Source organism: Methylobacterium sp. WL8 (genome assembly GCF_008040045.1).
GTDB classification, from domain to species: Bacteria; Pseudomonadota; Alphaproteobacteria; order Rhizobiales; family Beijerinckiaceae; genus Methylobacterium; species Methylobacterium cerastii.
Window position 1 is genome coordinate 100,432 of record NZ_VRVF01000002.1, and the last position, 22,919, is coordinate 123,350.

General features: G+C 71.6%; 22 protein-coding genes. 12 read left to right on the top strand and 10 right to left on the bottom strand.

The genetic code is table 11. The features are described 5' to 3' along the window. Nucleotides 1–166: 166 nt before the first annotated feature. On the top strand, nt 167–1,840 hold the full coding sequence (recN, locus tag FV234_RS01290; protein WP_147752458.1) for a DNA repair protein RecN: 1,674 nt from the start codon (nt 167–169) through the stop codon (nt 1,838–1,840). Nucleotides 1,841–1,973: 133 nt separating this feature from the next. Next, entirely contained in the window at nt 1,974–2,186 is a 213-nt protein-coding gene (locus FV234_RS01295) for a hypothetical protein (RefSeq protein WP_147752457.1), read from the top strand. A 90-nt stretch (nt 2,187–2,276) separates the two neighbouring features. Here the strand turns inward: FV234_RS01295 and FV234_RS01300 are convergent, their stop codons facing one another. Continuing rightward, nucleotides 2,277–2,534, bottom strand: a complete 258-nt coding sequence (locus FV234_RS01300) for a hypothetical protein (protein WP_147752456.1) — start codon at nt 2,532–2,534, stop codon at nt 2,277–2,279. Nucleotides 2,535–2,846: 312 nt separating this feature from the next. Here FV234_RS01300 and pstS point away from each other — a divergent pair, with 312 nt between their 5' ends. From pstS to phoB, 6 genes are all read left to right on the top strand, one after another. Further along, complete coding sequence (gene pstS, locus FV234_RS01305; protein ID WP_147827910.1) at nt 2,847–3,887, top strand: phosphate ABC transporter substrate-binding protein PstS; 1,041 nt, start codon at nt 2,847–2,849, stop codon at nt 3,885–3,887. A 207-nt stretch (nt 3,888–4,094) separates the two neighbouring features. Further along, nucleotides 4,095–5,075, top strand: a complete 981-nt coding sequence (gene pstC, locus FV234_RS01310) for a phosphate ABC transporter permease subunit PstC (RefSeq protein WP_147827877.1) — start codon at nt 4,095–4,097, stop codon at nt 5,073–5,075. Between the two features lie 11 nt (nt 5,076–5,086). Beyond that, nucleotides 5,087–5,977 (top strand): phosphate ABC transporter permease PstA, encoded by an 891-nt coding sequence (gene pstA / locus FV234_RS01315; RefSeq protein ID WP_147827878.1) that lies wholly within the window; start codon nt 5,087–5,089, stop codon nt 5,975–5,977. Nucleotides 5,978–6,027: 50 nt separating this feature from the next. Then, entirely contained in the window at nt 6,028–6,846 is an 819-nt protein-coding gene (gene pstB / locus FV234_RS01320) for a phosphate ABC transporter ATP-binding protein PstB (protein WP_147752453.1), read from the top strand. Nucleotides 6,847–6,877: 31 nt separating this feature from the next. Continuing rightward, nucleotides 6,878–7,591 carry a phosphate signaling complex protein PhoU gene (gene phoU / locus FV234_RS01325; RefSeq protein ID WP_147752452.1) on the top strand — a complete coding sequence of 238 codons (714 nt, stop codon included), beginning with the start codon at nt 6,878–6,880 and terminating at the stop codon, nt 7,589–7,591. 62 nt (nt 7,592–7,653) lie between these two features. Continuing rightward, nucleotides 7,654–8,355, top strand: coding sequence for a phosphate regulon transcriptional regulator PhoB (gene phoB, locus FV234_RS01330; protein WP_147752451.1), 702 nt, complete (start codon nt 7,654–7,656; stop codon nt 8,353–8,355). Here the strand turns inward: phoB and FV234_RS01335 are convergent. The 3 genes from FV234_RS01335 to FV234_RS01345 all read right to left on the bottom strand — a co-directional run bounded on the left by FV234_RS01335 (nt 8,352) and on the right by FV234_RS01345 (nt 13,440). Continuing rightward, nucleotides 8,352–10,511, bottom strand: coding sequence for a protein-disulfide reductase DsbD domain-containing protein (locus FV234_RS01335; RefSeq protein ID WP_147827879.1), 2,160 nt, complete (start codon nt 10,509–10,511; stop codon nt 8,352–8,354). The two genes, phoB and FV234_RS01335, sit on opposite strands and share 4 nt — an antisense overlap. A 120-nt stretch (nt 10,512–10,631) precedes the next feature. After that, nucleotides 10,632–12,437 carry an aminopeptidase P family protein gene (locus FV234_RS01340; RefSeq protein WP_147827880.1) on the bottom strand — a complete coding sequence of 602 codons (1,806 nt, stop codon included), beginning with the start codon at nt 12,435–12,437 and terminating at the stop codon, nt 10,632–10,634. Nucleotides 12,438–12,504: 67 nt separating this feature from the next. Continuing rightward, complete coding sequence (locus FV234_RS01345) at nt 12,505–13,440, bottom strand: 50S ribosomal protein L11 methyltransferase (protein ID WP_147752448.1); 936 nt, start codon at nt 13,438–13,440, stop codon at nt 12,505–12,507. Between the two features lie 202 nt (nt 13,441–13,642). Here FV234_RS01345 and FV234_RS01350 point away from each other — a divergent pair, with 202 nt between their 5' ends. Both FV234_RS01350 and modB read left to right on the top strand, forming a co-directional pair. Further along, nucleotides 13,643–13,849 (top strand): hypothetical protein, encoded by a 207-nt coding sequence (locus tag FV234_RS01350; protein ID WP_147752447.1) that lies wholly within the window; start codon nt 13,643–13,645, stop codon nt 13,847–13,849. A 90-nt stretch (nt 13,850–13,939) separates the two neighbouring features. Beyond that, the gene (modB, locus tag FV234_RS01355) at nt 13,940–14,632 is read left to right on the top strand and encodes a molybdate ABC transporter permease subunit (protein ID WP_147827881.1); all 693 of its coding nucleotides are present in this window, start codon (nt 13,940–13,942) and stop codon (nt 14,630–14,632) included. A 26-nt stretch (nt 14,633–14,658) separates the two neighbouring features. Here the strand turns inward: modB and FV234_RS01360 are convergent, their stop codons facing one another. Then, nucleotides 14,659–15,315 (bottom strand): glutathione S-transferase, encoded by a 657-nt coding sequence (locus FV234_RS01360; protein ID WP_147827882.1) that lies wholly within the window; start codon nt 15,313–15,315, stop codon nt 14,659–14,661. Nucleotides 15,316–15,377: 62 nt separating this feature from the next. Here FV234_RS01360 and modC point away from each other — a divergent pair, with 62 nt between their 5' ends. Both modC and FV234_RS01370 read left to right on the top strand, forming a co-directional pair. Continuing rightward, nucleotides 15,378–16,478, top strand: coding sequence for a molybdenum ABC transporter ATP-binding protein (gene modC, locus FV234_RS01365; RefSeq protein WP_147827883.1), 1,101 nt, complete (start codon nt 15,378–15,380; stop codon nt 16,476–16,478). Nucleotides 16,479–16,848: 370 nt separating this feature from the next. Next, on the top strand, nt 16,849–18,591 hold the full coding sequence (locus FV234_RS01370) for a GGDEF and EAL domain-containing protein (protein ID WP_147827884.1): 1,743 nt from the start codon (nt 16,849–16,851) through the stop codon (nt 18,589–18,591). Between the two features lie 83 nt (nt 18,592–18,674). Here FV234_RS01370 and nudC read toward each other — a convergent pair whose 3' ends face one another. The 5 genes from nudC to FV234_RS01395 all read right to left on the bottom strand — a co-directional run bounded on the left by nudC (nt 18,675) and on the right by FV234_RS01395 (nt 22,882). Further along, nucleotides 18,675–19,586 carry an NAD(+) diphosphatase gene (nudC, locus tag FV234_RS01375; RefSeq protein WP_147827885.1) on the bottom strand — a complete coding sequence of 304 codons (912 nt, stop codon included), beginning with the start codon at nt 19,584–19,586 and terminating at the stop codon, nt 18,675–18,677. A 7-nt stretch (nt 19,587–19,593) separates the two neighbouring features. After that, nucleotides 19,594–20,007: an HIT domain-containing protein gene (locus tag FV234_RS01380; protein ID WP_147827911.1), complete on the bottom strand. Its 414-nt coding sequence runs from the start codon at nt 20,005–20,007 to the stop codon at nt 19,594–19,596. Nucleotides 20,008–20,115: 108 nt separating this feature from the next. Beyond that, nucleotides 20,116–20,748: a hypothetical protein gene (locus FV234_RS01385; protein WP_238270194.1), complete on the bottom strand. Its 633-nt coding sequence runs from the start codon at nt 20,746–20,748 to the stop codon at nt 20,116–20,118. Nucleotides 20,749–20,839: 91 nt separating this feature from the next. Then, on the bottom strand, nt 20,840–21,703 hold the full coding sequence (locus tag FV234_RS01390; protein WP_147827886.1) for a universal stress protein: 864 nt from the start codon (nt 21,701–21,703) through the stop codon (nt 20,840–20,842). Between the two features lie 84 nt (nt 21,704–21,787). Continuing rightward, the gene (locus FV234_RS01395) at nt 21,788–22,882 is read right to left on the bottom strand and encodes an acyltransferase (protein ID WP_238270198.1); all 1,095 of its coding nucleotides are present in this window, start codon (nt 22,880–22,882) and stop codon (nt 21,788–21,790) included. Nucleotides 22,883–22,919: the final 37 nt, after the last annotated feature.

Here is a 22,919-nt window from a genome sequence, read left to right on the forward strand (position 1 = left end):
CACGACGGGACGCGAAAGCGCGGGCGGGGCTTCGGCTCCGCCCGTTTCGCATTTCGGGGGTGCGATCGGCCCGGCATCGGCCTACATGACGGCTTCGTATTTCCCGTAAAGTTTAGGGCACCCGTCCGGATCGACGGACGGGGAGCCGGAGGCACGAAGGCGCGGCATGCTGGTGCAGCTCGCGATCCGCGACATCGTCCTGATCGACAAGCTCGACCTGAACTTCGCCAGCGGGCTCAGCGTGCTCACCGGCGAGACCGGCGCGGGCAAGTCGATCCTTCTCGACGCGTTCAGCCTGGCGCTGGGCGGGCGCGGCGACGGCTCCCTCGTGCGCCACGGCGAGGCGCAGGGCGGCATCACCGCGGTGTTCGACGTCGGCCTCGACCACCCAGCCCGGCGGATCGCCGCGGAATCCGAGATCGACACCGAGGGCGACCTGATCCTGCGGCGCACGCAGATGGCCGACGGGCGCACCCGTGCCTTCGTCAACGACCAGCCCGTCGGCGTGCAGGTCCTGCGCGCGATCGGCGCGGCCCTGGTCGAGATCCATGGCCAGCATGACGACCGGGCGCTCGCCGACGTCACCACCCACCGCGCCATCCTCGACGCCTTCGGAGGCCTGAGCGGCCCGCTCGACGCGGTGGCGAAGGCGGCCAAGACGGTGAAGACCGCCCGCACGACGCTCGCCGAGCACCGCGCCCGGGTCGAGACCGCTCGCCGCGAAGCCGACTTCCTACGCCATGCGGTCGAGGAGCTGGCGGCCCTCGATCCGAAGCCAGGCGAGGAGGCGACGCTGGCCGAGCGCCGCACGGTGATGCAGCAGAGCGAGAAGGTCGCGCGCGAGCTGAACGACGCTTTGGCCGCCGTCGGCGGCTCGCATTCGAGCGTGCCACAGCTCTCCTCTGCCATCCGCAAGCTCGAGCGCCGCGCCGCGCAGCTGCCGGCGCTGGTCGAGCCCTGCGTCGCGGCGCTGGACGCCGCCCTCGTCGCCCTCGACGAAGCCCGCGCCGTCCTCGACGCCGCGGTGTCCGAGGCCGAGTTCGATCCGCGCGAGCTGGAGCGGGTCGAGGAGCGCCTGTTCGCCCTGCGCGCGGCCTCCCGCAAGTACGACGTCGCCGCGGACGACCTCGCGGCCCTGCGTGAGCGCTACGAGGCGGACGTGGCGGCGATCGATGCCGGCGAAGAGGCGTTGGCCGGTCTCGAGGCGACGCTGGCCACGGCCGAATCGGCCTACGCCAAGGCCTCGGAAAAGCTCAGCGCCGGGCGCCGCCGGGCGGCCAAGGCGCTTGACGCGGCGGTGCAGGCCGAGCTGCCGCCGCTCAAGCTCGAGCGCGCGCGCTTCATCACCGAGATCGTCACCGATCCCGAATCGCGCGACCCCGCCGGGATCGACCGCGTCGCGTTCTGGGCGCAGACCAACCCCGGCACCAAGGCCGGCCCGATGATGAAGGTGGCCTCGGGCGGCGAGCTGTCCCGCTTCATGCTCGCCCTGAAGGTGGTGCTCGCCGACAAGGGTTCGGCGCCGACGCTGATCTTCGACGAGATCGACACCGGCGTCGGCGGCGCGGTGGCGGACGCGATCGGCGCGCGGCTCTCGCGCCTGTCGCGGGACGTGCAGGTCGTGGCGGTGACCCACGCGCCCCAGGTCGCGGCGCGCGCCGTCACGCACTTCCTCATCGCTAAGGATGCGGTGAAGGGCGCCGGCCGCGTCGCCACCCGCGTCGCCTCGCTCCCCGTCGCCGCGCGGCGCGAGGAGATCGCCCGCATGCTCGCGGGTGCCACCGTCACCGACGAGGCCCGCGCCGCGGCGGCCCGCCTGCTCGAAGGCGCGGCCGTCTAGGGGGACGCTCCGACGATCCCCGCAAACCGTCGGTTAAGGTTAACACCTTCTTAACCATCGGGACCGACACTGATGCGATCCGGTGGCGACAGCGATTCGCGTACGCCGGCAACGTCCTACTTCGGGGGGGACCATGCATCAGGCCGCAGCCAAGTTCGAAGTCCTCCCGTCGCGCGAGGGCCTCGCGTCGCATCGCGGCGCTGCCAGCGTCGACACCCATCATCTCGGGCAGACCCTACGCACCGTCTATGAGGGCAGCGTCGACAAGCAGCCGATTCCGGACTCCCAGGTCGACCTGCTGCTGCGCCTGCGCCAGAAAGAACGCGACCTGCGCCGCAGCGCCTGAAGCGGGCAGGGGGCAAAGTCCGGGCCGCAAGGCGATCCGACGCAACCTTTCTGGCTCATCGCAGCGAGCCGTAAGGACGCCTCAAGCCATCTACCAGCGCTTGGCGCCCGGGCGCCGCTGATACTCGGCGGCGCGGATGCGCGTCAGCAAGCGGTCCAGGCTCATCAGCATCGAAGCCTCGTCGGCTCGGGCGCGCTCGGCCTCGCCGGGCTCGGTGCTGAAGTTCTGCCGCGCCTTCGCCAGGGCCAAGTCGCGCTCCAAGGCCTCGCGCTCGGCGTGGAGGGCCTGGAAGGCGCCGTCGTCGGGACGCGGCGCACGCGTCGGCGCCGCAGGCGAATCGTGGGGCACGGGAACGTCTTTCCGACCGGGCGAGCCGCGGCGGAATGCCGACGACCGAGCCCGGATCGAACGGAGAACGCGCGAACCCGGCAAAGCGTGCCATCGCCAAGCGATCCCGAACAGATCCCAAGCTGATTTCGCGGCGATCCCGGTCGCCGCGGCGCCGAAGCCGCCCATGTCATGCGGCTGTCATCTGCGTGTCCTAACCGCGGCGGTGTCGAGCCAGGCGGCTGCGGCCGCCGGACTGCCGGACGGCCGGCGCGATTCCGCACCTGCGGATCCGCGCCCCTCGGACGCGCTCGACGGATGACGGAGATCGATGTGAAACCCTTCACCTACGCGCTCGCCCTCGGCCTCGCGACGGCCCAGCTCGCCTTCCCGGCGCTCGCCGCCGACATCACCGGCGCCGGTGCGACCTTCCCGTTCCCGGTCTATTCCAAGTGGGCGGAAGCCTACCGCAAGGACACCGGCACCGGCCTGAACTACCAGTCGATCGGCTCGGGCGGCGGCATCAAGCAGATCCAGGCCAAGACGGTCGACTTCGGCGCCACCGACGCGCCGCTGAAAGGTCCGGCCCTGGAGAAGGACGGCCTCGTCCAGTTCCCGACCGTGATGGGCGGTGTCGTCGCCGTCGTGAACATCCCCGGCATCGAGCCGGGCAAGCTCAAGCTCACCGGCGACGTGATCGCCGACATCTACGCCAACAAGATCACCAAGTGGTCCGACCCGAAGATCGCCGCGCTGAACGACGGGCTGAAGCTGCCCGACGCCAACATCACCCCGGTCTACCGCTCGGACGCGTCGGGCACGACGAACATCTTCACCACCTACCTCAGCCAGGTCTCGGAGGGCTGGAAGAAGGAGTTCGGCGCCGCCACCACCGTGAGCTGGCCCGCCGGCCAGGGCGGCAAGGGCAACGAGGGCGTCACCGCCACCGTCAAGCAGGTCCCGAACGCCATCGGCTACGTCGAGTCGGCCTACGCCAAGCAGAACAAGCTCAGTTACGCGCTGATCCGCAACAAGGCCGGCAAGTTCCCGCAGCCGGACGACAAGGCGTTCCAGGCCGCCGCCGCCAGCGCCGACTGGAAGAGCCAGCCCGGCTTCGGCATCACGCTCACCGACCAGGCGGGCGAGGATGCGTGGCCGATCACGGCCGCGACCTTCATCCTCGTCCACAAGGAGGCCGCCGACCCGGCGAAGTCCGCCGACGTGCTGAAGTTCTTCGACTGGGCCTACAAGAACGGCGACAAGCTCGCCTCCGACCTCGACTACGTTCCGCTGCCGGACGCCGTCGTCGGCCTGATCCACGAGGAGTGGAACCAGGTGAAGGGCAAGGACGGGAAGCCCGTCCTCGGCATGTGAGGCCGACGGCGCGGGGCGGACTCCACCGCGCGCCTCGATCGTCGACTCGTCGGGCGGCCACCGGGACCACGGTGGCCGCCCGACCCCCGAGCGGACCGGCTTCCTCCCATCCGGTCTCACTCCCATCCGGTCTCACTCGCATCCGGTCTCGCCCTCGCGCCCGGCCGCACGGCGCGCTACCACCCCAGACGGTGAAAAGAACCGCGGATGACCGCCTTGACCGAACAGATCGCCCTGACGCGCTCCGGCACGAGCACGCGCTCGCGAAAGGGGCCGAGCAAGGGCCTCGACGCCCTGTTCCGCGCCGCCTCCTACGGTTCGGCCCTGCTGGTGCTGGTGGTGCTCGCCGGCATCCTTGGGTCGATCCTCTACGGCGGCTGGCCCGCCTTCCGCGAGTTCGGCTTCGGCTTCCTCACCTCCAGCGCCTGGAACATCGGCACGGAGCAGTACGGCGCCCTCGTCGCCGTCACCGGAACCCTCGCCTCGGCGCTGCTGGCCCTGGTGATCGGCGTGCCGATCTCGCTCGGCATCGCGATCTACCTGACGCAACTCTGCCCCGGCTGGGCGCGCAAGCCCGTCGGCATGACGATCGAGCTGCTCGCGGCGGTGCCGAGCATCATCTACGGCATGTGGGGCCTGTTCATCTTCGCCCCGTTCTTCGCCCGCTTCGTGCAGATGCCGGTCTCGAACGTCGTCGAGGGCCTGCCGATCGTCGGCACGCTGCTCTACGCCCGCGTGCCCTCGGGCGTCGGCGTGCTCACCGCCGGCATCATCCTGGCGATCATGATCGTGCCGTTCGTGGCCTCGATCGCCCGCGACATGCTCGACCAGATCCCGACGATCCTGCGCGAGAGCGCCTACGGCATCGGCTGCACCACCTGGGAGGTGGTCCGCCACGTCCTGCTCCCGCAGGCCTCCGTCTCGATCATCGGCGCGATCATGCTCGGCCTCGGCCGCGCGCTCGGCGAGACCATGGCGGTGACCTTCGTGGTCGGCAACGCCAACCGGCTCTCGGCCTCGGTGTTCGACCCCGGCTCGACCATTGCCTCGCGCATCGCCAACGAGTTCAACGAGGCCGACGGCCTGCAGCTGAACTCGCTGATGGCTTTGGGCTGCATCCTGTTCGCGATCACCTTTGTCGTCCTGATCATCGCCCGCTTCCTGACGCGCCGCGTCAAGGTCGCCTGAGGGAGCCCGTCGTGGACGCCAACAACACGATCCGTCCCGCGCCGGCCCTCAAGCCGACCCGCATCCGCGGCAGCCGCCGGGTCGCCGACCGCACCCTGCGCCTCGCCTGCCTCCTTGCCACCGTGCTCGGCGCTGTCGTCCTCGGCTCGATCCTCCTGATGCTGATCATCGAGGGCGCGCGCGGGTTCTCGCCGCTGCTGTTCACCCAGCCGACGCCCGGCCCGGGCTCGGAAGGCGGCGGCATCGCCAACGCCATCCTCGGCAGCCTGGTGCTCACCGGCATCGGCATCCTCGTCGCCACGCCGATCGGCCTGATGGCCGGCACCTACCTCGCCGAGTACGGCCGCGGCTCGAAGCTCGCCGAGGTGATCCGTTTCCTCAACGACATCCTGCTCTCCGCGCCCTCGATCCTGATCGGCCTGTTCGTATACACCCTGATGGTGCGGCCGATGGGGAGCTATTCGGGCTGGGCCGGCGGCGTGGCGCTGGCGATCATCGCGACGCCGGTGATCGTGCGCACCACCGAGGACATGTTGCGCCTCGTCCCCGGGACGCTGCGCGAGGCCGGCGTCGCGCTCGGCGCCCCGATGTCGACGGTGATCCGCAGCGTGACGTGGCGGGCGGCGTCGGCCGGCATCGTCACCGGCATCATCCTGGCGCTCGCCCGCATCGCCGGCGAGACCGCGCCGCTGCTGTTCACGGCGCTCAACAACAACTCGTGGTTCAGCCGCGACCTGATGGGCGGCGTCGCGAACCTGCCGGTGATGATCTACCAGTTCGCGCTCTCGCCCTATCCGAACTGGCAGCAGCTCGCCTGGGCCGGCGCGCTCCTGATCACCATGACGATCCTGCTGCTTTCGGTCGTCGCCCGCGTCGTCATCAAGCCGCAGACCGCGCGCTGATGTCCATGGGGACCCAGAACCCGCCGCCGGCACCCACGAGGAACACGACGATGAACGCCGCCCCCGCGATCAGCGCTTCCCAGTTCGACGGCCGGAACCCGGCCGACGAGCACGCGCCCATCCGCATCGCCGCCAGGGAGCTGAACTTCTATTACGGGCAGTTCCATAGCCTGAAGAACATCAACCTCGACTTCCACGACCGCCAGGTCACCGCCCTGATCGGCCCGTCCGGCTGCGGGAAGTCGACCCTGCTGCGCACCTTCAACCGGATCTACAGCCTCTACCCGGAGCAGCGCGCCGAGGGGCAGGTGCTGCTCGACGGCCAGAACGTGCTCGACGCCAACGTCGACCTGAACGAGCTGCGCTCGCGCATCGGCATGGTGTTCCAGAAGCCGACGCCGTTCCCGATGTCGATCTACGACAACGTCGCCTTCGGCCTGCGCCTCTACGAGAAGCTGCCGAAATCCGAGCTCGACGGCCGCGTCGAGTCGGCCCTGCGCAAGGCCGCCCTGTGGGACGAGGTGAAGGACAAGCTCAAGCAGTCCGGCATGGGCCTCTCCGGCGGCCAGCAGCAGCGCCTGTGCATCGCCCGCACGGTGGCCCAGAGCCCCGAGGTGATCCTGTTCGACGAGCCGACCTCGGCCCTCGACCCGATCTCGACCGGGCGCATCGAGGAGCTGATCGAGCAGCTGCGCAGCGAGTTCACGATCGTCATCGTGACCCACAACATGCAGCAGGCCGCGCGCATCTCGCAATTCACCGCCTTCATGTATCTCGGCGAGGTCATCGAGGTCGGTCCGACCAACCGCATCTTCATGAACCCGACCGTGCGTCAGACCCAGGACTACATCACCGGCCGCTTCGGCTGAGCCGCATACGGATCGATCGAGGACCAAGCCCATGCCCGGCCACATCGTCACGTCCTACGACACCGACCTCGAGGACCTGCGCCGCTCGATCTCCGAGATGGGCGGCGTCGCCGAGAAGATGATGACCGAGGCGACCGACGCCCTCGTTCGCCGCGACACCCAGCTCGCTCAGGCGGTGATCCTCGCCGACAAGCGCCTCGACACCCTTCAGCGCGAGATCGAGGAGCGCTCGGTGCTGCTCATCGCCCGGCGCCAGCCGATGGCGATCGACCTGCGCGAGACGATCTCGGCGATCCGCGTCTCGGGCGACCTCGAGCGCATCGGCGACCTCGCCAAGAACATCGCCAAGCGCGTCGTCGCGATCAGCGACCAGGCCCAGGCGCAGAAGATCGTGCTCGGCGTGCAGCACATGAGCGACCTGGTGCAGGAGCAGCTCAAGGACGTGCTCGACGCCTATGCCAGCCGCGACGTCTCGGCGGCGCACAACGTCTGGGAGCGGGACGGCGAGATCGACGCGCTCTACAACTCGCTGTTCCGCGAGTTGTTGACGTACATGATGGAAGATCCGCGCAACATCTCGTTCTGCACGCACCTGCTGTTCTGCGCCAAGAACGTCGAGCGCATCGGCGACCACACCACCAACATCGCCGAGACGATCCATTATCTCGCCACCGGCGAGAACCTCGCCGGTGACCGCCCGAAGAACGACGCGTCGAACTACGCGACGGTGACGCCCGGCGCCTGAGACGCCTGTCGGCGTCTCACGGCGGCCAAGGAAGTCGGGCGGCCCGCCCGGGAGTGCCCTGCATGCGTACGCGGATCCTGATCGTCGAGGACGAGGAGGCGCTCACCACCCTCCTGCGCTACAACCTCGAAGCCGAGGGCTTCGAGGTCGATTCCGCCGCCCGCGGCGACGAGGCCGAGCTGCGCCTGCAGGAGCAGGTGCCGGACCTGATCCTGCTCGACTGGATGCTGCCCGGCCTCTCGGGGATCGAGCTGTGCCGCCGGGTGCGGGCGCGGCGCGAGACGGCGTCCCTGCCGGTCATCATGCTGACGGCGCGCGGCGAGGAGGGCGACCGCATCCGCGGCCTCGGGACTGGGGCCGACGACTACATCGTCAAACCGTTCTCCGTGCCGGAGCTCCTGGCCCGGGTCCGCGCGCTGCTGCGCCGGGCCAAGCCGACCCATGTCGCGAACCTCCTGGAGGCCGGCGACATCGAGCTCGACCGCGACAGCCACCGCCTGCGCCGGGCGGGCAGCGAGATCCACCTCGGGCCGACCGAGTTCAAGCTGCTCGAATTCCTGATGCAGAGCCCCGGCCGGGTCTATTCCCGCGAGCAGCTCCTCGACGGCGTCTGGGGCCACGACGTCTACATCGACGAACGCACCGTCGACGTGCATGTCGGCCGCCTGCGCAAGGCCCTGAACCGCACCGGCGAGACCGACCCGATCCGCACCGTCCGCGGCTCGGGCTACGCCTTCGACGAGACGTTTTCGGGCGAGGATTAGGGCACCTTCGTTCCCGCGCCCGCGAGCCCCGCGCTGCGGCCCGTCGCCGTCACGGCGTCCAGCGCGCTCAGCACCGTGCCCTCGGTGAGGATCTGCGGCAGCACCGTCGGCTCGCCTGGCCCTGCGTAGAGCAGGTAGAGCGGCACGCCGCTGCGGCCGTGGCGCTCGAGCAGGCGGGTGATCTCCGGATTCTGGTTGGTCCAGTCGCCCTTGAGGTAGGTGACGTCGCGGGCGCGCATCGCTGCGCCGACCGCCGCCGTCCCGAGCGAGGTGCGCTCGTTGACCTGACAGGTGATGCACCACGCCGCGGTCATGTCGACGAAGACCGGCCGGCCGCCGGCCAGCAGCGCGTCGAGGCGCGCCTGCGTGAACGGCTCGACGCCCTCGGCCCTGGTCTGGGCGCCCGGCGCGATCCGGTCGCGGTCGAGGGTGAGGGCGAGCGCCGCCACGCCGACGACGGCGAGCACCGCGAGGCCGCGGGCGAGCTGCGCCCGCACCGGGCGCGCGTCGCGGCCGAGTTCCCACGCCCAGGCGGAGAAGCCGAGCAGCACCAGTCCGATCAGCGCGGCGAGCAGGCCCTGCGGCCCGACCTGCTGGGCCAGCACCCAGACCAGCCACGCGACCGTGGCGTAGATCGGGAAGGCCAGCGCCTGCTTCAGCACGTCCATCCAGGCACCCGGGCGGGGCAGGGCGCGGAGCGCCGCCGGCCACAGGGTCAACGCCAGGAAGGGCAGGGCGAGGCCGAAGCCGAGGCTCGCGAACACCACGAGGCCGGCGGCCGTCGACTGCGTCAGCGCGAAGCCCACCGCCGAGCCCATGAAGGGGGCGGTGCAGGGCGTCGCCACCACGGTCGCGAGCACGCCGGTGAAGAACGAGCCTTCGAGTCCGGCCCGCCGGGTCAGCCCGTCGCCGAGCCCGGCGAGCCGCCCGCCGAGGTGGAGCATGCCCGACAGGCTCAGGCCCATGGCGAAGAGCAGGTAGGCCAGGGCGGCCACCACGGTGGGCGATTGCAGCTGGAAGCCCCAGCCGATCCCGGCTCCCCCGGCCTTCAGCGCGATCAGCAGCGAGGCCAGCGCCAGGAACGCCGCCAGCACGCCCGCCGTGTAGGCGAGCCCGTGCAGGCGGACCCGCCCCGGCGCCTCGCCGGAATGCTTCACCAAGCTGAGCACCTTGATCGACAGCACCGGGAAGACGCAGGGCATCAGGTTGAGGATCAGGCCGCCCAGCAGCGCGAGGCCGGCCGCGGTCCAGAGCGTCAGGGTCTCGGCCGGCTCGGTGCGCGGGATCGCCGGCGCCACGCTCGGCATCGCGCTGCCGGCCGCGAGCGGCGCCTCGTCGCCCAGCGCGAAGGCCTGGCGGACGAGACCGTCGCCGGTCTCCTCCTCGATCGCCAGCACGCCGGGCAGGCTCTCGGGCGCGGCGTCGGTGGGCGTCGCGCGGGTCAGCGTCAGGTGGAGGCCGGCCGCGTCCACGGTGAAGGGCTGCGGCGCGGCGTTCTCGATCGCCGTCTCGGAATAGGGAAAGAACGCCACCGCGCGGAGCCTGTCCGCGGCGAGGCCCGGCGCGTCGAGGTCCAGGGCGAGGCGGTCGCCCTGGCTCGACAGCCGCACCGGCCACGGCGAGGCCTTGGGCAGGGCGGCGCGGGCACGCACGAACAGCGCGGCGTTGGCCGGATCGGCCGCGGCCTCGCGGGCGACCGGCAGGGTCAGGGTGAGGTCGGCCGAGCCGGGGATGCATTCCTTCTCGCACACGAGATAGGTGAGCTTGCCCGCAAGCGTCACGGGGGCTGCCGGGTCGAGGCTTGGCGGCGGCGTCACCCGCACGAGCAGGATCGCCTCGCCCTCGTAGCCGAAGTTCATCAGCGTCGCGATCGGGATGCGGTGCGGTGCCGGCCACTGGATCGCCGAGGCCGAGAAGCCGGCCGGCAGCGTCCAGGTCACCTCCGGCGGCAGGCCCGAATCGCCGGGGTTGCGCCAGTAGACGTGCCAGCCCGGCTTCATCGCCATGCGGATGGCCACGGTGAACGGCGTGGCGCCGGCCATTGCCGCAGGCTCCGCCACGAGGCTCGCCCGCACGAGGTCGGCCGGCGGCTTGAAGCCTTGGGCCGCGACGGGCCCGGCGAGCAGCGATAGGAGGAGGGCGAGAAGACGGAGCATGCGGTCCCTTCGCGCGACCGTCCACGACGGTTTCACGCTGCTCTGGTCATAGGCGCGAACCGGCGGAGGGTAAAATCGCGACGGCGCGTCCGGGTGCCGCGCGGAGGATCGATCCTGGGTTCAGAGTGCCGCCGTCGCCCGCTCCAGCCAGGCTCGCGTCTCCGGGTCGAGGTCCGGGTCGAGCACGTCGCGGACGTGGGCGTGGTAGGCGTCGATCCAGGCGCGCTCGGCGGGGCTCAGCATCTCCGGCACGATCAGGCGGCGGTCGTAGGGGACCAGCGTCAGGGTCTCGAAGCCGAGCACCGGGCGTTCGCCGCCGGGCACCTCGCGGGGCTCGACGAGGACGAGGTTCTCGATGCGGATGCCGTAGCCCCCGGCGCGGTAGTAGCCCGGCTCGTTGGAGAGGATCATCCCCGCCTCCAGGGCGACGGTTCCGGTCTTGGCGATGCGCTGCGGGCCCTCGTGCACCGAGAGGAAGGCGCCGACGCCGTGGCCGGTGCCGTGGTCGAAATCGAGGCCGGCCTCCCACAACGGCAGGCGCGCAAGGGTGTCGATCTGCGCGCCTGTGGTGCCCTTGGGGAAGACCGCGCGGCTGATGGCGACGTGGCCCCGCAGCACGCGGGTGTAGCGATCACGCATCTCCGCGCTCGGCGCGCCCACCGCGACCGTGCGGGTGATGTCGGTGGTGCCGTCGGGGTATTGCGCGCCGGAATCGATCAGGAACAGCTCGCCCGGCTCCGCCCGCCGGTCGGTGGCGCGGGTGACGCGGTAATGCACGATCGCGCCGTTCGGCCCGGAGCCGGAGATCGTCGGGAACGAGACGTCGCGCAGGTCGCCGCCGTCCGCGCGAAAGTCCTCCAGCGCCTCCACCGCGGCGACCTCGGTGACGTGGCTCTGCCCGTCGAGCCAGGCGAGGAAACGCACCACGCTCGCCCCGTCGCGCCGGTGTGCGGCGCGGGCGCCGGCGATCTCGGCGGCGTTCTTCACCGCCTTCATCGCGGTGATCGGGTCCGGGCCGACATCGGGGGTGCCGCCCACCGTCGCGACGCGCTCCTTCAGGGCGGCGGCGCCGGTGGCGGCGTCGAGGCGCACGCGCTTGCCGGCGAGCTCGCCGAGCGCCGGCTCGAAGTCGTCCCGCGAGGCGATGTCGGCGACCGGGGCGAGCGCCGCCCGCGCCTCCTCCGTCACGTCGTGCGACACCAGGAATAGCCGCGGCCGGCCCTCGCGCGGCAGGATGGCGTAGCCCAGCGCCAGCGGCGTGTGCCCGACGTCGCCGCCGCGCAGGTTGAACGCCCAGGCGAGGTTGTGGGGATCGGAGATCACCAGCGCGTCGCACTGGCCGGCCTCCAGCTCCACGCGGATGCGCGCGATCTTGTCGCTCGCGGTTTCGCCGGCGAAGTCGAGCGGATGCGCGATCACGCGGCCCGATGGCGGCTTCGGGCGGCCGGCCCAGACCGCGTCCACCGGGTTCTCCGATAGCGCCTTCACCGAGGCGCCGGCCTTGGCGGCGGCATGCTCGAGGCGGGCGACCCCGTCGGGGGTGTGCAGCCACGGGTCGTAGCCGAGCACTGCGCCGCGCCGCAGGGTCCGGCCGATCCAGGCCTCGGCGGTGCTCTCGGCGAGGGGCACGACCGTGACGACGCCCGGATCGACCTGTTCCGGCGCCTGGATGGTGTAGCGCCCATCGACCATGAGTGCTGCGGCCTCGGCCAGGATCACGGCGGTGCCGGCCGAGCCGGTGAAGCCGGTGAGCCAGGCGAGCCGCTCGGCGTTGGCCGGGACGTATTCGGATTGGTGCTCGTCGGCGCGGGGCACGACGAAGCCGTCGATTCCGGCCTCGCGCAAGGCGGCGCGAAGGGCGGCGACGCGCTCAGGCCCCTTGCGGTGGCTCGGGTCGTCGAAGGTCTGGAATCGGGTGCGGTTCATGCGCCCACGGTATCGCCGGCGGCACCCCGCGGGCAACCGAACGCGGGCCGTCCGCCTCGGATCGGGCTCAGCGCCGGGCGGACCCGGCCAGCGGCCGCTGCGCCGCCCCGCCGCGGCGCAGCACCAGGGCGACCCAACCCTCGATCGTCCCCCGCGAGGCGAGGTGGAAGCCCTGGTGGCGGTAGGCCGAGAGCACGCCGGCCACGTCGCGCTCGATCAGCCCCGAGAGCACCAGCACGCCGCCCTCGGCCACCACCGCCGAGAGCGTCGGCGCCAGGCCGCGCAGGGGGCGGGCGAGGATGTTGGCGAAGACGACGTCGAAGTGGCGCGTCCGCGCGGCCATGGCGTTGCGCACCCCCGGGCCCTCGTAGAGCTTGAGGTAGGGTCCGAGCCCGTTGGCGCGGGCGTTGGCGCGGGCGGTGCGCACCGCCTCGCCGTCGAGATCGCCGGCGATCACCGGGCGGCGCAGGGCCTTGGCGGCGGCGAAAGCGAGGATGCCGGTGCCGGTGCCGACGTCGAGCACCCGGCCGGGGCGGCCACGCTTGAGCACGTCCACCAGGGCCTTGAGGCAGCCGAGCGTCGTGCCGTGGTGGCCGGTGCCGAAGGCCAGCGCCGCCTCGATCTCGATGGCGAGCTCGTTCGGCCGCACGGTGTCGCGGTCGTGCGAGCCGTGGATTCGGAAGCGTCCGGCGCGCACGGGCACGAGGCCTTCGAGCGAGGCGCGGACCCAGTCCTTCTGGTCGACGGTGCGGAACTCGGCGGCGTCCGCCTTCGCGCCGACCACGGGGCGGATCAGGTCGCGGATGTAATCTTCGTCCGGCGCGTCGGCGAAGTAGGCCTCGAGCCGCCACGTCACCCCGTCCTCGGACTCGAAGGCGGCCACCGCCGTCTCCGTCGGGTCGAACATCTCGCCCAGCAGGTCGGTCATCGTGCGCGCCGACCGCTCGTCGGTCATCAGCTGCAGGACGTGGGTCGGGCGGTTCGGGTGCAGGCCTTCGAGCATGGCCGCCTCTACCACCCTCGGATCGGAGCCGCCACAAGCGGATCGAACCGCGGCAAAACCGCCTGGGAATGCGGCAGATTGTTCACGCGTTCATCATATCGACCCCCGGAACCGGCTTCGGCGTGCAACGGTTTCGGTCAGGCCACCACGTCGGCACTCCGCATTGTCGTCCGAGTCGTTCGTTCATCGAGGGTGCGTCCGCGTGACCAAGTCGAGACCTTCCGTTGCCCGGCCGGTCGTCCTCAACGGCCTCGCCCGGCGCCGGCGCCAGCCGGCCCGGCCGCGCGACGCCCTGCTCGGGGCCGAGGCCCTCGAGACGCCGCTGCCGGGCCGGCTCCTCGTGCTGCTGAGCCGCCTGCACCGCGCCGAGGAGGCGAAGCCCGGCACGAAGGACGAGACCGGCGCCTGAGCCGCTTGCGCGCCGCGCATCCCCCGTCCAAGGCTGCTTATCGAGCGGCCGCGACGGTCCGCGGCGCCTCCCGGACCGGACGACCCATCCTTGCTCGACCTGACGCCCGACGAGTGGACCGCCGTGGCGCTGAGCCTGAAGGTGGCCGCCGTCGCGACGTTCGCGAGCCTGCTGCCGGGGATCGCCGTGGCGTGGCTTCTCGCCCGGCGGCGGTTTCCCGGGCGCGCCCTGCTCGACGGGCTGGTCCACCTGCCGCTGATCCTGCCCCCCGTCGTCACCGGCTACCTGCTGCTCCTGGCGCTCGGCCGGCGCGGGCTCGTCGGCGGGTGGCTCGCCGAGGTGGGGATCGTGTTCGCGTTCCGCTGGACCGGGGCGGCGCTCGCCTGCGCGGTCATGGGCTTTCCCCTGATGGTGCGGGCGATGCGCCTGTCGATCGAGGCCGTGGACGCCCGCCTCGAACAGGCGGCCGCGACGCTCGGCGCCCGGCCGCTGGCGGTGTTCCTCACGGTGACCCTGCCGCTCAGCCTGCCCGGCATCCTCGCCGGCGCGGTGCTGGCCTTCGCCAAGGCGATGGGCGAGTTCGGCGCCACCATCACCTTCGTCTCGAACATCCCCGGCGAGACACAGACCCTGCCCGCGGCGATCTACACGCTGACGCAGGTGCCCGGCGGCGAGGCCGCGGCGCTGCGCCTCACGCTGATCTCGGTCGCCCTGTCGATGGCCGCCCTGCTGCTGTCCGAACTTCTGGCCCGCCGCATCGGGCGGCGGCTGGGGGCGGGATGACGGGGAGGCTGCGATCCCACCGCGCCTCATGCATAGGCATACGGCCCGCCGCGCTCCAGCGCGCGCCGGTAGGCCGGGCGGGCGTGGATGCGGGCGAGCCAGTCGGTCAGGCGCGCGCCGGCGCCGGTGCCGCGCGCGGCGAAGGCTTCGAGCGGGAAGCTCATCTGGATGTCGGCGGCGGTGAAGGCGTCGCCGCCAAACCACGGTCGGTCGGCCAGCTCACCCTCCCAGTAGGCGGCGTGGCGGCGCAGCTCCGGGTCGACGAACTTGGCCGTGACCGCCTTGGCGATCCCCCGCACCAGGGGGCGCACCAGCGCCGGGCTGCCCGGCGCGAGGCGCGAAAAGACCAGCTTCAGCAGGAGCGGCGGCATCGCCGAGCCTTCGGCGTAGTGGAGCCAGTAGGTGTAGCGGCGATGCTCTTCGGTGCCGGGGGCAGGCACCAGGGCGCCGCCGCAGCGGGCGGTGAGGTATTCGACGATGGCGCCGGATTCCGCCACCGTCACGTCGCCGTCGGTGATCACCGGCGACTTGCCGAGCGGGTGGATCGCCCTGAGTTCCTGCGGCGCCAGCATGGTCTCGCGGTCGCGGGCGTAGCGCTTCACGTCGTAGTCCAGGCCGAGCTCCTCGAGCAGCCAGAGCACCCGTTGCGAGCGGCTGTTCTCCAGGTGGTGGACGGTGATCATGCGCGGCCTTCCGTGAGGGTGTCGTCGCACAACGCGGGGACGCCGCGAAGGAGCCGGCCGGCATGACGATCGCCGTCGCCGTCGCCCTGCGCCGGGGCGCGTTCACGCTGGACGCCGCCTTCGAGGCCGGGGCCGGGCTCACCGCCCTGTTCGGCCGCTCGGGCTCGGGCAAGACCACGCTGATCGACCTGATCGCCGGGCTGAGCCGCCCCGATCGCGGCCGCATCGTCGTCGCCGGCGAGACGTTGGTCGACACGGAGCGGCGCATCGCCCTGCCGGTGCATCGGCGCCGGATCGGGCTGGTGTTCCAGGACGCGCGCCTGTTCCCGCACCTCAGCGTGCGGGGCAACCTCGGCTACGGTCGGCTCTTCTCCGGCCAAAGGGCGGACCGGGCCGAGCACGACGCGGTGGTCGACATGCTCGGCGTCGGCCACCTGCTCGACCGGCGGCCGGCGGGCCTCTCCGGCGGCGAGCGCCAGCGCGTCGCCATCGGCCGTGCGTTGCTGGCCAAGCCCCGCCTGCTGCTGATGGACGAGCCGCTGGCGGCGCTGGACGAGGCGCGCAAAGGCGAGATCCTCCCCTACATCGAGCGGCTGCGCGACGAGGCCGGCATCCCGATCGTCTACGTCAGCCACGCGGTCGGCGAGGTGGCCCGGCTCGCCAACACCGTGGTGGTGCTGGAGGCCGGCCGCGTCGCCGCCTGCGGCCCGGCCGAGGCGATCCTGCGCCGGGCCGACCTCGTTCCGGTCCACGAGGCCGAGGCCGGCGCGCTCCTCGACATGACCGTTGCCGGGCACGACCCGGAGGCCGGCCTGACCCGCCTCGAAGGCGCGGCCGGGCGGCTCCTCGTACCGCTGCTGCCGCGCGCCGTCGGCAGTGCGTTGCGGGTGCGGGTGCCGGCCCGCGACGTGCTGGTCGCCACCGCGGTGCCGATCGGCCTCAGCGCCCGCAACGTGCTGTCCGGCCGGGTCGCGGCGCTGATCCCGGACGGGCACGCGGTGATGGTGGAGGTCGCCTGCGGCGGCGCGGTGCTCGCCGCCCGCCTCACCGGCGCCGCCGTCCGAGACCTCGACCTCGCGGTCGGCCGCCCGGTCCACGCGGTGATCAAGAGCGTCGCCCTCGATCCCGCCGGGATGGGCGGGCGCCGGGCGATCGAGATCTGAGGCACTTTCGCGCGAGACGGACGCAGGCTCGCGCGAAGGTCATACGGCTGCACGGCGGGTTCGATCGTCTTCCATGATCCGAAGATCGCGGAACAGGCTCTCGTGGCGGCGGATCAACCCGCGATGTCGTTCGTCCTCGACCCGACGCAGCCGCAGAAATCGCTTCGTTCGGTTGGAAGCGAGCGTTCACGGGATGTCAGTTCACGTGTTTTCGGCCCGGTTTCCGCGCCGGAACCGACAATCTTTATAGGATAAAAGTCATATTTAGTGAACCCGATCAGTCGAAATGACTGTAACAAATGTTTAATTCGATTTGATTACCGTGACATGTTGCTTCTTCGCAATGCGTGGATTCCATTGAGCTGAAGTGATGACTGGCATCGACGCGAACGAACAAGCATTCGGTCTTCAAGGCCCGGCCTCTTCAGACACCAGAGTGGCGGGCGCTTTGGGACTGGTACAGGCCGCCACCTATGCTTTCATCACCAACGACAGCAGCGGTCGTATCACCTTCGTGAACGATGCGGCCGAGGCGCTCTTCGGATACGGACCCGGCGCGATGCTCGGCCAAAACATCGATGTCGTCGTTCCCGAACGGTTTCGCGCCAGCCACGCGGCAGGTTTGGCCCGCATGGTCCGTAACGAGCCCTCCCGGATGGCCGGCCGAACGATCGAGGTCACGGCGAGACGTTGCGACGGCAGCGAGTTTCCGGCCGAATTCACGTTGTCGATTTGGAGAGACCGCTTCGGCCTCGGCTTCGGGGCGATCATGCGCGACATCTCGGAATGGCGCGCCCGCGACGCGCATCTGGTCAGGCTTGCGCATCACGACACCCTCACCGGGTTGCCCAACCGCGCCTCCTTCGAAGAGACGCTCGACGCGCGGCTCGTCGCCGGTCAGGCCACGTGCGTCCTCATGCTCGACCTCGACGGGTTCAAGGAGGTGAACGACAGTTGCGGGCACGGCACCGGCGACGCCGTCCTCCAAACCCTCGCCATCCGTCTGCCGGCCTGGCTCGGTGCGGATGCGATCCTCGCCAGGTTCGGCGGCGACGAGTTCGCCGTGATGCTGCCGGGCGCCACCGATCCACTGAAGGTCGCAGCCGGTGCCGCCGCGCTTCTCGAAGCCTTCGCGGCACCGTTCTGCGTCTTAGGTCATACCTTCCATCTGGGCGTCAGCGTCGGAGGGGCCATCAGCCCGACGCAGGGCCTGTCGGCGGGCGAACTCGTCGGCAACGCGGACTTGGCGCTGTTTCGCGCGAAGCAGGACGGCAAGCGTGTCTTCCGCTTGTTTCAGCCCGAGATGCGGAGCGCGCTGCTTTCGCGGCTGGCGATGCAGTCGGAGTTGCGCAGGGCGGTCGCGGCCGGCGAGTTCGTGCTCCACTACCAACCGCAGGTGGCGCTCGAGAACCGGTGCATCAACGGGGCCGAGGCCCTCCTGCGGTGGCGGCATCCCGAACGCGGATCGCTGTATCCGGGCGCCTTCCTGCCGCAGCTCGAGGAGCCCCCCCTGGCCCTCGAGGTCGGACGCTGGATCCTCGACGAAGCCTGTCGGCAGGCGGCGGCCTGGCGCGACGCCGGGCTCCCGATCCGGAAAATGGGCGTCAACCTGTTCACCGCCCAGGTCCGGTCGGGGACGCTGACCTTGGACGTCGCCGACGCGCTCCAGCGGCACCGGTTGAGCCCGGAGATGCTGGAGCTGGAAATCACCGAAACGATCTTCCTGAAGGTCGACGAACCTGTCCTTCGCCCGTTTCGCGACCTGCATCGTCGCGGAGTCGGCATCTCGTTCGACGATTTCGGGACCGGCTACGCCTCGTTGAGTTCGCTCAAGCGTTTCCCGCTGACGCGCCTCAAGATCGATCGGGGATTCGTCCGGGACCTGATGACCGATCAGCACGATGCGGCGATCGTGCGCTCCATCATCCAGATCGGGAACGACATCGGGTTGGACATCATCGCGGAAGGGATCGAGACCGCGGACCAGGAGGCGCGGCTGCTCGAAATGGGCTGCAAGCAGGGTCAGGGATTCCTGTACGCAAAGGCGCTGCCGGCGGCGCAGTTCGAGGATCTCCTCCAGGGTTTCGGTCCCCGCCAGAAGATCGCGAGCTGATTGACGGGGGGAAACCGGCAAGCTGCTCGGCGTTCACGGATTCCGAGCGTTTGCAGTCGGTGGCGAACGACGGGTTTCGACCCTCACGCCCGCCCGTCGACGAAGGCGCGCATCAACACGTGGGCGATCGCCATCGGCGGCGGGGCGAACAGGTCGTCCGGGTGGCGGCGCTCCAGCATCGCCAGCACCTCGGCGCGGTCGAACCAGCGGGCGTCGGCGAGTTCGGTGGGGTCGGTGACGATGGTCTCGTCGAGGGCCTCCGCCGTGCAGCCGATCATCAGCGAGGACGGGAACGGCCAGGGCTGCGAGGTGTGGTAGGCGACCGAGGACACCCGCACCCGCGTCTCCTCGTAGGATTCGCGCGCGACCGCGGCCTCGATCGTCTCGCCCGGCTCGAGGAAGCCGGCGAGGCACGAGTACATCCCCTCCTTGAAGTGCGGGCCGCGCCCGAGCAGGCAGCGTTCGCCGCGACGGATCAGCATGATCACCACCGGGTCGGTACGCGGAAAGTGGTGGGCGGCGCAGGTCGGGCATTCCCGCCGGAAGCCGCCGGCGCGGAACAGGGTCTGCGTGCCGCAATTGGCGCAGAAGCGATTGCGCCCGTGCCAGCCGAGCATCGACTTGGCGGTGGCGAGCAGGCCGAGCTCCTGCTGCGGCACCGCGCCCTCGGTGGCGATGGTGCGCAGGTCCAGCGTCCGGAAGGTGTCGTCGGCATAGGCCTCGGCCGCCTCGGGAGCCGCGACCGCCGCGAAGATCGGTCGCCCCTCGACGTGCCCGAGGAAGATCCGCTCCTGGGTGATCAGCGGGTTCGCCCGCGCGCCGTCCTCGGCGGAGAGGATCGCGCTGCCGCCGCGCAGCACGAGCGCGTCGCCGGCCATCAGCACGAGGCCGGTGTCCGGTGTGTCGGAGGCCGGCACCGCGCCCTCCGGCTGCTCCGAGGAATGGCGGACGAGCCGGCTCTGCGTGAAGCCGAGCGTCGCGAACGGATCGGGCATCGCCACCTCAGGCTGCTGCGAACTGGGCGCCGGCGCGCTCGGCGAGCTGCGCGCGGGCGTGATGCGGATAGGGCTTGCGCGTCTCGAAGCCCCAGACCGGGCCGGGCCAGGCCGGATCGGACAGGAAGCGCCCGACCACGTGGACGTGGAGCTGCGCCACCACGTTGCCCAGCGTCGCGACGTTGACCTTGTCGGGCTTGGCCAGCGCCTGCATCACGCTCGTGGCGAGGTGCACCTCGCGCCACAGTGCGGCCGCGTCGTCGGCGGCGAGGTCGGTGAGTTCGCTCAGCCCGGGCCGGCGCGGCACCAGGATCAGCCACGGGAAGCGTGCGTCGTCCATCAGCAGGACGGAGCAGAGGCCGAGGTCGCCGACCGGCACGGTGTCGGCGGCGAGCCGGGGATCGAGGGTGAAGTCGGTCATGCGGGCGATGTAGCGCGGGCGACCCGCCCGGCGCCATGCCTTCATCGCTGGCCTGCGATCAGAGGTCGCCGGTCGGGGAGGGCGGCCGGCGTCGCGTCGTGCGGGATGTCACAAGGTCGGCTCGGTCCCCGACCGGCCGACGGCGACGAGGTCGGCGTTGACGACGCCCTCGGCATCCTTGCGGGCGAGCACGACCACGTCGGCCCCGGGGACCAGCAGGGCCTTCTCGCCCGGCGCGATCTGCGCGGTCGGCGTGCCGGGCGGGATGGTGAAGGTCTTGCTGCCGCCCTCGTAGACCAGCTCGACCTCGCGCGGCGCATCGAGCGAGAGCCCGCCGATCCAGCCCGCGGTGAGCCGCGCGTCGGGGGCGGCGTCCCAGGGCTTGGTGCCGGCTTCGAAGCCGCGCTCCGACGGCGAGTAGATCGCGACCTTGATCGGCTTCGGCTTCCCGTCGGGGCCGGGCACCGACACGATGCTGACGTAGCTCTCCGGCTTGATGTCGCGCAGCCGCCCGGCGGTGGCGATGAACAGGCGCGTCTTCACGTTCATCAGCACGGTGACCGTCTCGCCGTCCGGGCGCCGGATCCGCACAGACTCCGCGTCGCGGGCCTCGACGGTGCCGTGGTAGCGGGCGACCGATTCCTTCGGTTGCGGGGCGGAGGTCGGGGCCTGCGGGGCCTGGGCCTGCGCCGCGACGGAGGTCGCGCTCAGCGCGAGCGCGATCAGACAAGCTCGGATCACTGTGGTCAGCCCTCGATCGACCGGCACGGCCCGGCGAGGCGCGAACGCCGGGCGTACGGCCGAGGTTCCGGCCATGACGCCGCGGCGCCGCTCAGTGCGCCATCAGCATCGGCAGGTCGGCGTGGGCGAGGAGGTGGCTCGTCGGCCCGCCGAAGATCATCTGCCGCAAGCGGCTCTGGGTGTAGGCGCCCTTGATCAGCAGGTCGGAGCCGAAGGCCTTGGCCTCGGCGAGGAAGGTCTCGCCCGGCGTCCGGCGCCCGGCGGGGAGCGCCCTGTGCTCGGCCGACACGCCCTCGCAGGCGAGCGAGCGGGCAAGGTCCTCCGCGCTCGGACCCGGCACCGTGCCGCCCTCGACGCTGAGCACCAGCACGCGGGAGGCCGCCCGCAGCAGCGGCATCGCGAAGGCGACCGCCCGCGCGGTCTCGGTCGAGCCGTTCCAGGCGACGACGATGGCGTCGCCGAACCGCGTCGGCGGGGTGGGCGGCGCCACCAGGATCGGGCGCCCGCCCTCGAACAGGGCCGTCTCCAAGGTGGTCATGCGCGGCGTGCCGTCGGCGGCGCCCGGGCGGCCGACGACGGTGGCCGAGAACAGGCGCGCGTATTGCCCGAGGAAGGCGTCGCCCGCGGGCACGTCCTGGCGCCAGCGGTAGCGGGCGCCGGCGCCGGCGACGTTCTCGGGAACGCACAGGCCGTCGCGGGCGTGGCGCGGGATGCCGGCCGCATCCATGAAGGCGACGAAGCGCCCGCCGGCCTCCTCGGCCTCGGCCCGGTCGGCCTCCTCGTCGCGCAGCCAGGTCATGCCGCCGACCATGTCGACGGGCACGTACTCGGCGAGTGCCGGCCGCAGGGACACGCCCTCGATCAGGCTGCCGAAGCGCTGCGCCACGAGGCGCGTCGTCTCCAGCACCGAGGGCAGGGCGTCGTGGAGCGCGATCGGCACCAGAAGGGTCTTCATCGCGTCGCCTCGCTTGGGGTTCGCCATCGTTGGGGCGACGCTAATGCGGATCGCGGCGGCGGGAAACTCGCCGTCCCCCGGCGCTCACACGGTTTTCGGACTCGGATCGGGCGCCGGATCGAGGCGCGCGCGGGCCAGCCGCGTCATCGGGCGCTCGACGAAGGCGTGGACGAGGAGCGCCGCCGCGACGCTGGCCGCCAGCATCAGGGCGAGCGCGGCCCAGGGGTCGAGCAGGGCCGCGAGGTTCGCGCGCACCAAGACCTCGCGCAAGGCGCGCAGGGCGAAGGGGTGGACGAGGTACAGCGCGTAGGAGGCGTCGCCCAATGCGGCGAGCGCCGACACGATCGACGATCGCCGCCCGCCTTCCGCCCGCGCATGGCCGAGCGCGGCTGCGGCGACCAGGCAGGCCGCCGGGATGCCGAGGGCGAGCGGGCGCCAGAATCCGTCGAGGTCTGCGCTTCCTTGCGCGGCGCGCCAGAGCAGGCCGAGCCCGAGGAGCGCGAGCGCCGCCCGCGCCGGCTCCCTCAGCCTCAGCCCCTCGTCACGGGTCAGCGCGATCAGGGCACCGAGGGCGAATTCCAGCATCACCGGGTTCGACCAGAAGGCGAGCGGCACCGAAGCGGGCCGCAGCCATGCCCCCGCCAGAACGATTCCTGCGAGCGCCGCCACGAGCCACGCCACACGCGACCGTCGGCCCCAGCCGAGCCCGACCGCGAAGAGTGCGTAGAAAGCCATCTCGCAGTTCAGCGTCCAGCCGAGGCCGTAGACCGGCTGTACCGCGCCGTCCGCCCGCGCGGCCGGCCAGAACAGGAACGCGGCGACGACCGATCCGGCGTCGAGCGGGCCGCCGGCGCCGCTGAGGGCGGCCGGCGCCGCCAGCCCGACCGCGAGGTAGAGGGCGGTGACCAGCCAGTAGAGCGGCACCACCCGCGCGATCCGGTGGGCGAGGAAGCGCCGCCGGCCGTGCGGCCCGGCGGCGTGGGCCGTCGCCGCGTGGACGATGATGAAGCCAGAGATCACGAAGAACACGTCGACGCCGCCGGCCCAGGGCAGCAGCGCGCTCGGCGCGAAGGCCTGGCCGGTCCGCTGCGCCAGCGCGGCCGCCTCGGATTGCGCATGGTGCATCACCACGAGCAGGGCCGCCGCCGCGCGCAGGATCTGGATCGCGATGAGCTTCACGGGCGGCGGCCTCGCGGCGGACGGGACGGCGCAGGCA

What these genes read in the sequence shown, in the direction of transcription:
- recN (WP_147752458.1), top strand. Translation starts at nt 167, where the DNA reads ATGCTGGTGCAGCTCGCGATCCGCGACATCGTCCTGATCGACAAGCTC.
- FV234_RS01295 (WP_147752457.1), top strand. Translation starts at nt 1,974, where the DNA reads ATGCATCAGGCCGCAGCCAAGTTCGAAGTCCTCCCGTCGCGCGAGGGC.
- pstC (WP_147827877.1), top strand. Translation starts at nt 4,095, where the DNA reads ATGACCGCCTTGACCGAACAGATCGCCCTGACGCGCTCCGGCACGAGC.
- pstB (WP_147752453.1), top strand. Translation starts at nt 6,028, where the DNA reads ATGAACGCCGCCCCCGCGATCAGCGCTTCCCAGTTCGACGGCCGGAAC.
- phoU (WP_147752452.1), top strand. Translation starts at nt 6,878, where the DNA reads ATGCCCGGCCACATCGTCACGTCCTACGACACCGACCTCGAGGACCTG.
- phoB (WP_147752451.1), top strand. Translation starts at nt 7,654, where the DNA reads ATGCGTACGCGGATCCTGATCGTCGAGGACGAGGAGGCGCTCACCACC.
- FV234_RS01335 (WP_147827879.1), bottom strand. Translation starts at nt 10,511, where the DNA reads ATGCTCCGTCTTCTCGCCCTCCTCCTATCGCTGCTCGCCGGGCCCGTC.
- FV234_RS01340 (WP_147827880.1), bottom strand. Translation starts at nt 12,437, where the DNA reads ATGAACCGCACCCGATTCCAGACCTTCGACGACCCGAGCCACCGCAAG.
- FV234_RS01345 (WP_147752448.1), bottom strand. Translation starts at nt 13,440, where the DNA reads ATGCTCGAAGGCCTGCACCCGAACCGCCCGACCCACGTCCTGCAGCTG.
- FV234_RS01360 (WP_147827882.1), bottom strand. Translation starts at nt 15,315, where the DNA reads ATGATCACCGTCCACCACCTGGAGAACAGCCGCTCGCAACGGGTGCTC.
- modC (WP_147827883.1), top strand. Translation starts at nt 15,378, where the DNA reads ATGACGATCGCCGTCGCCGTCGCCCTGCGCCGGGGCGCGTTCACGCTG.
- FV234_RS01370 (WP_147827884.1), top strand. Translation starts at nt 16,849, where the DNA reads ATGACTGGCATCGACGCGAACGAACAAGCATTCGGTCTTCAAGGCCCG.
- nudC (WP_147827885.1), bottom strand. Translation starts at nt 19,586, where the DNA reads ATGCCCGATCCGTTCGCGACGCTCGGCTTCACGCAGAGCCGGCTCGTC.
- FV234_RS01380 (WP_147827911.1), bottom strand. Translation starts at nt 20,007, where the DNA reads ATGACCGACTTCACCCTCGATCCCCGGCTCGCCGCCGACACCGTGCCG.
- FV234_RS01390 (WP_147827886.1), bottom strand. Translation starts at nt 21,703, where the DNA reads ATGAAGACCCTTCTGGTGCCGATCGCGCTCCACGACGCCCTGCCCTCG.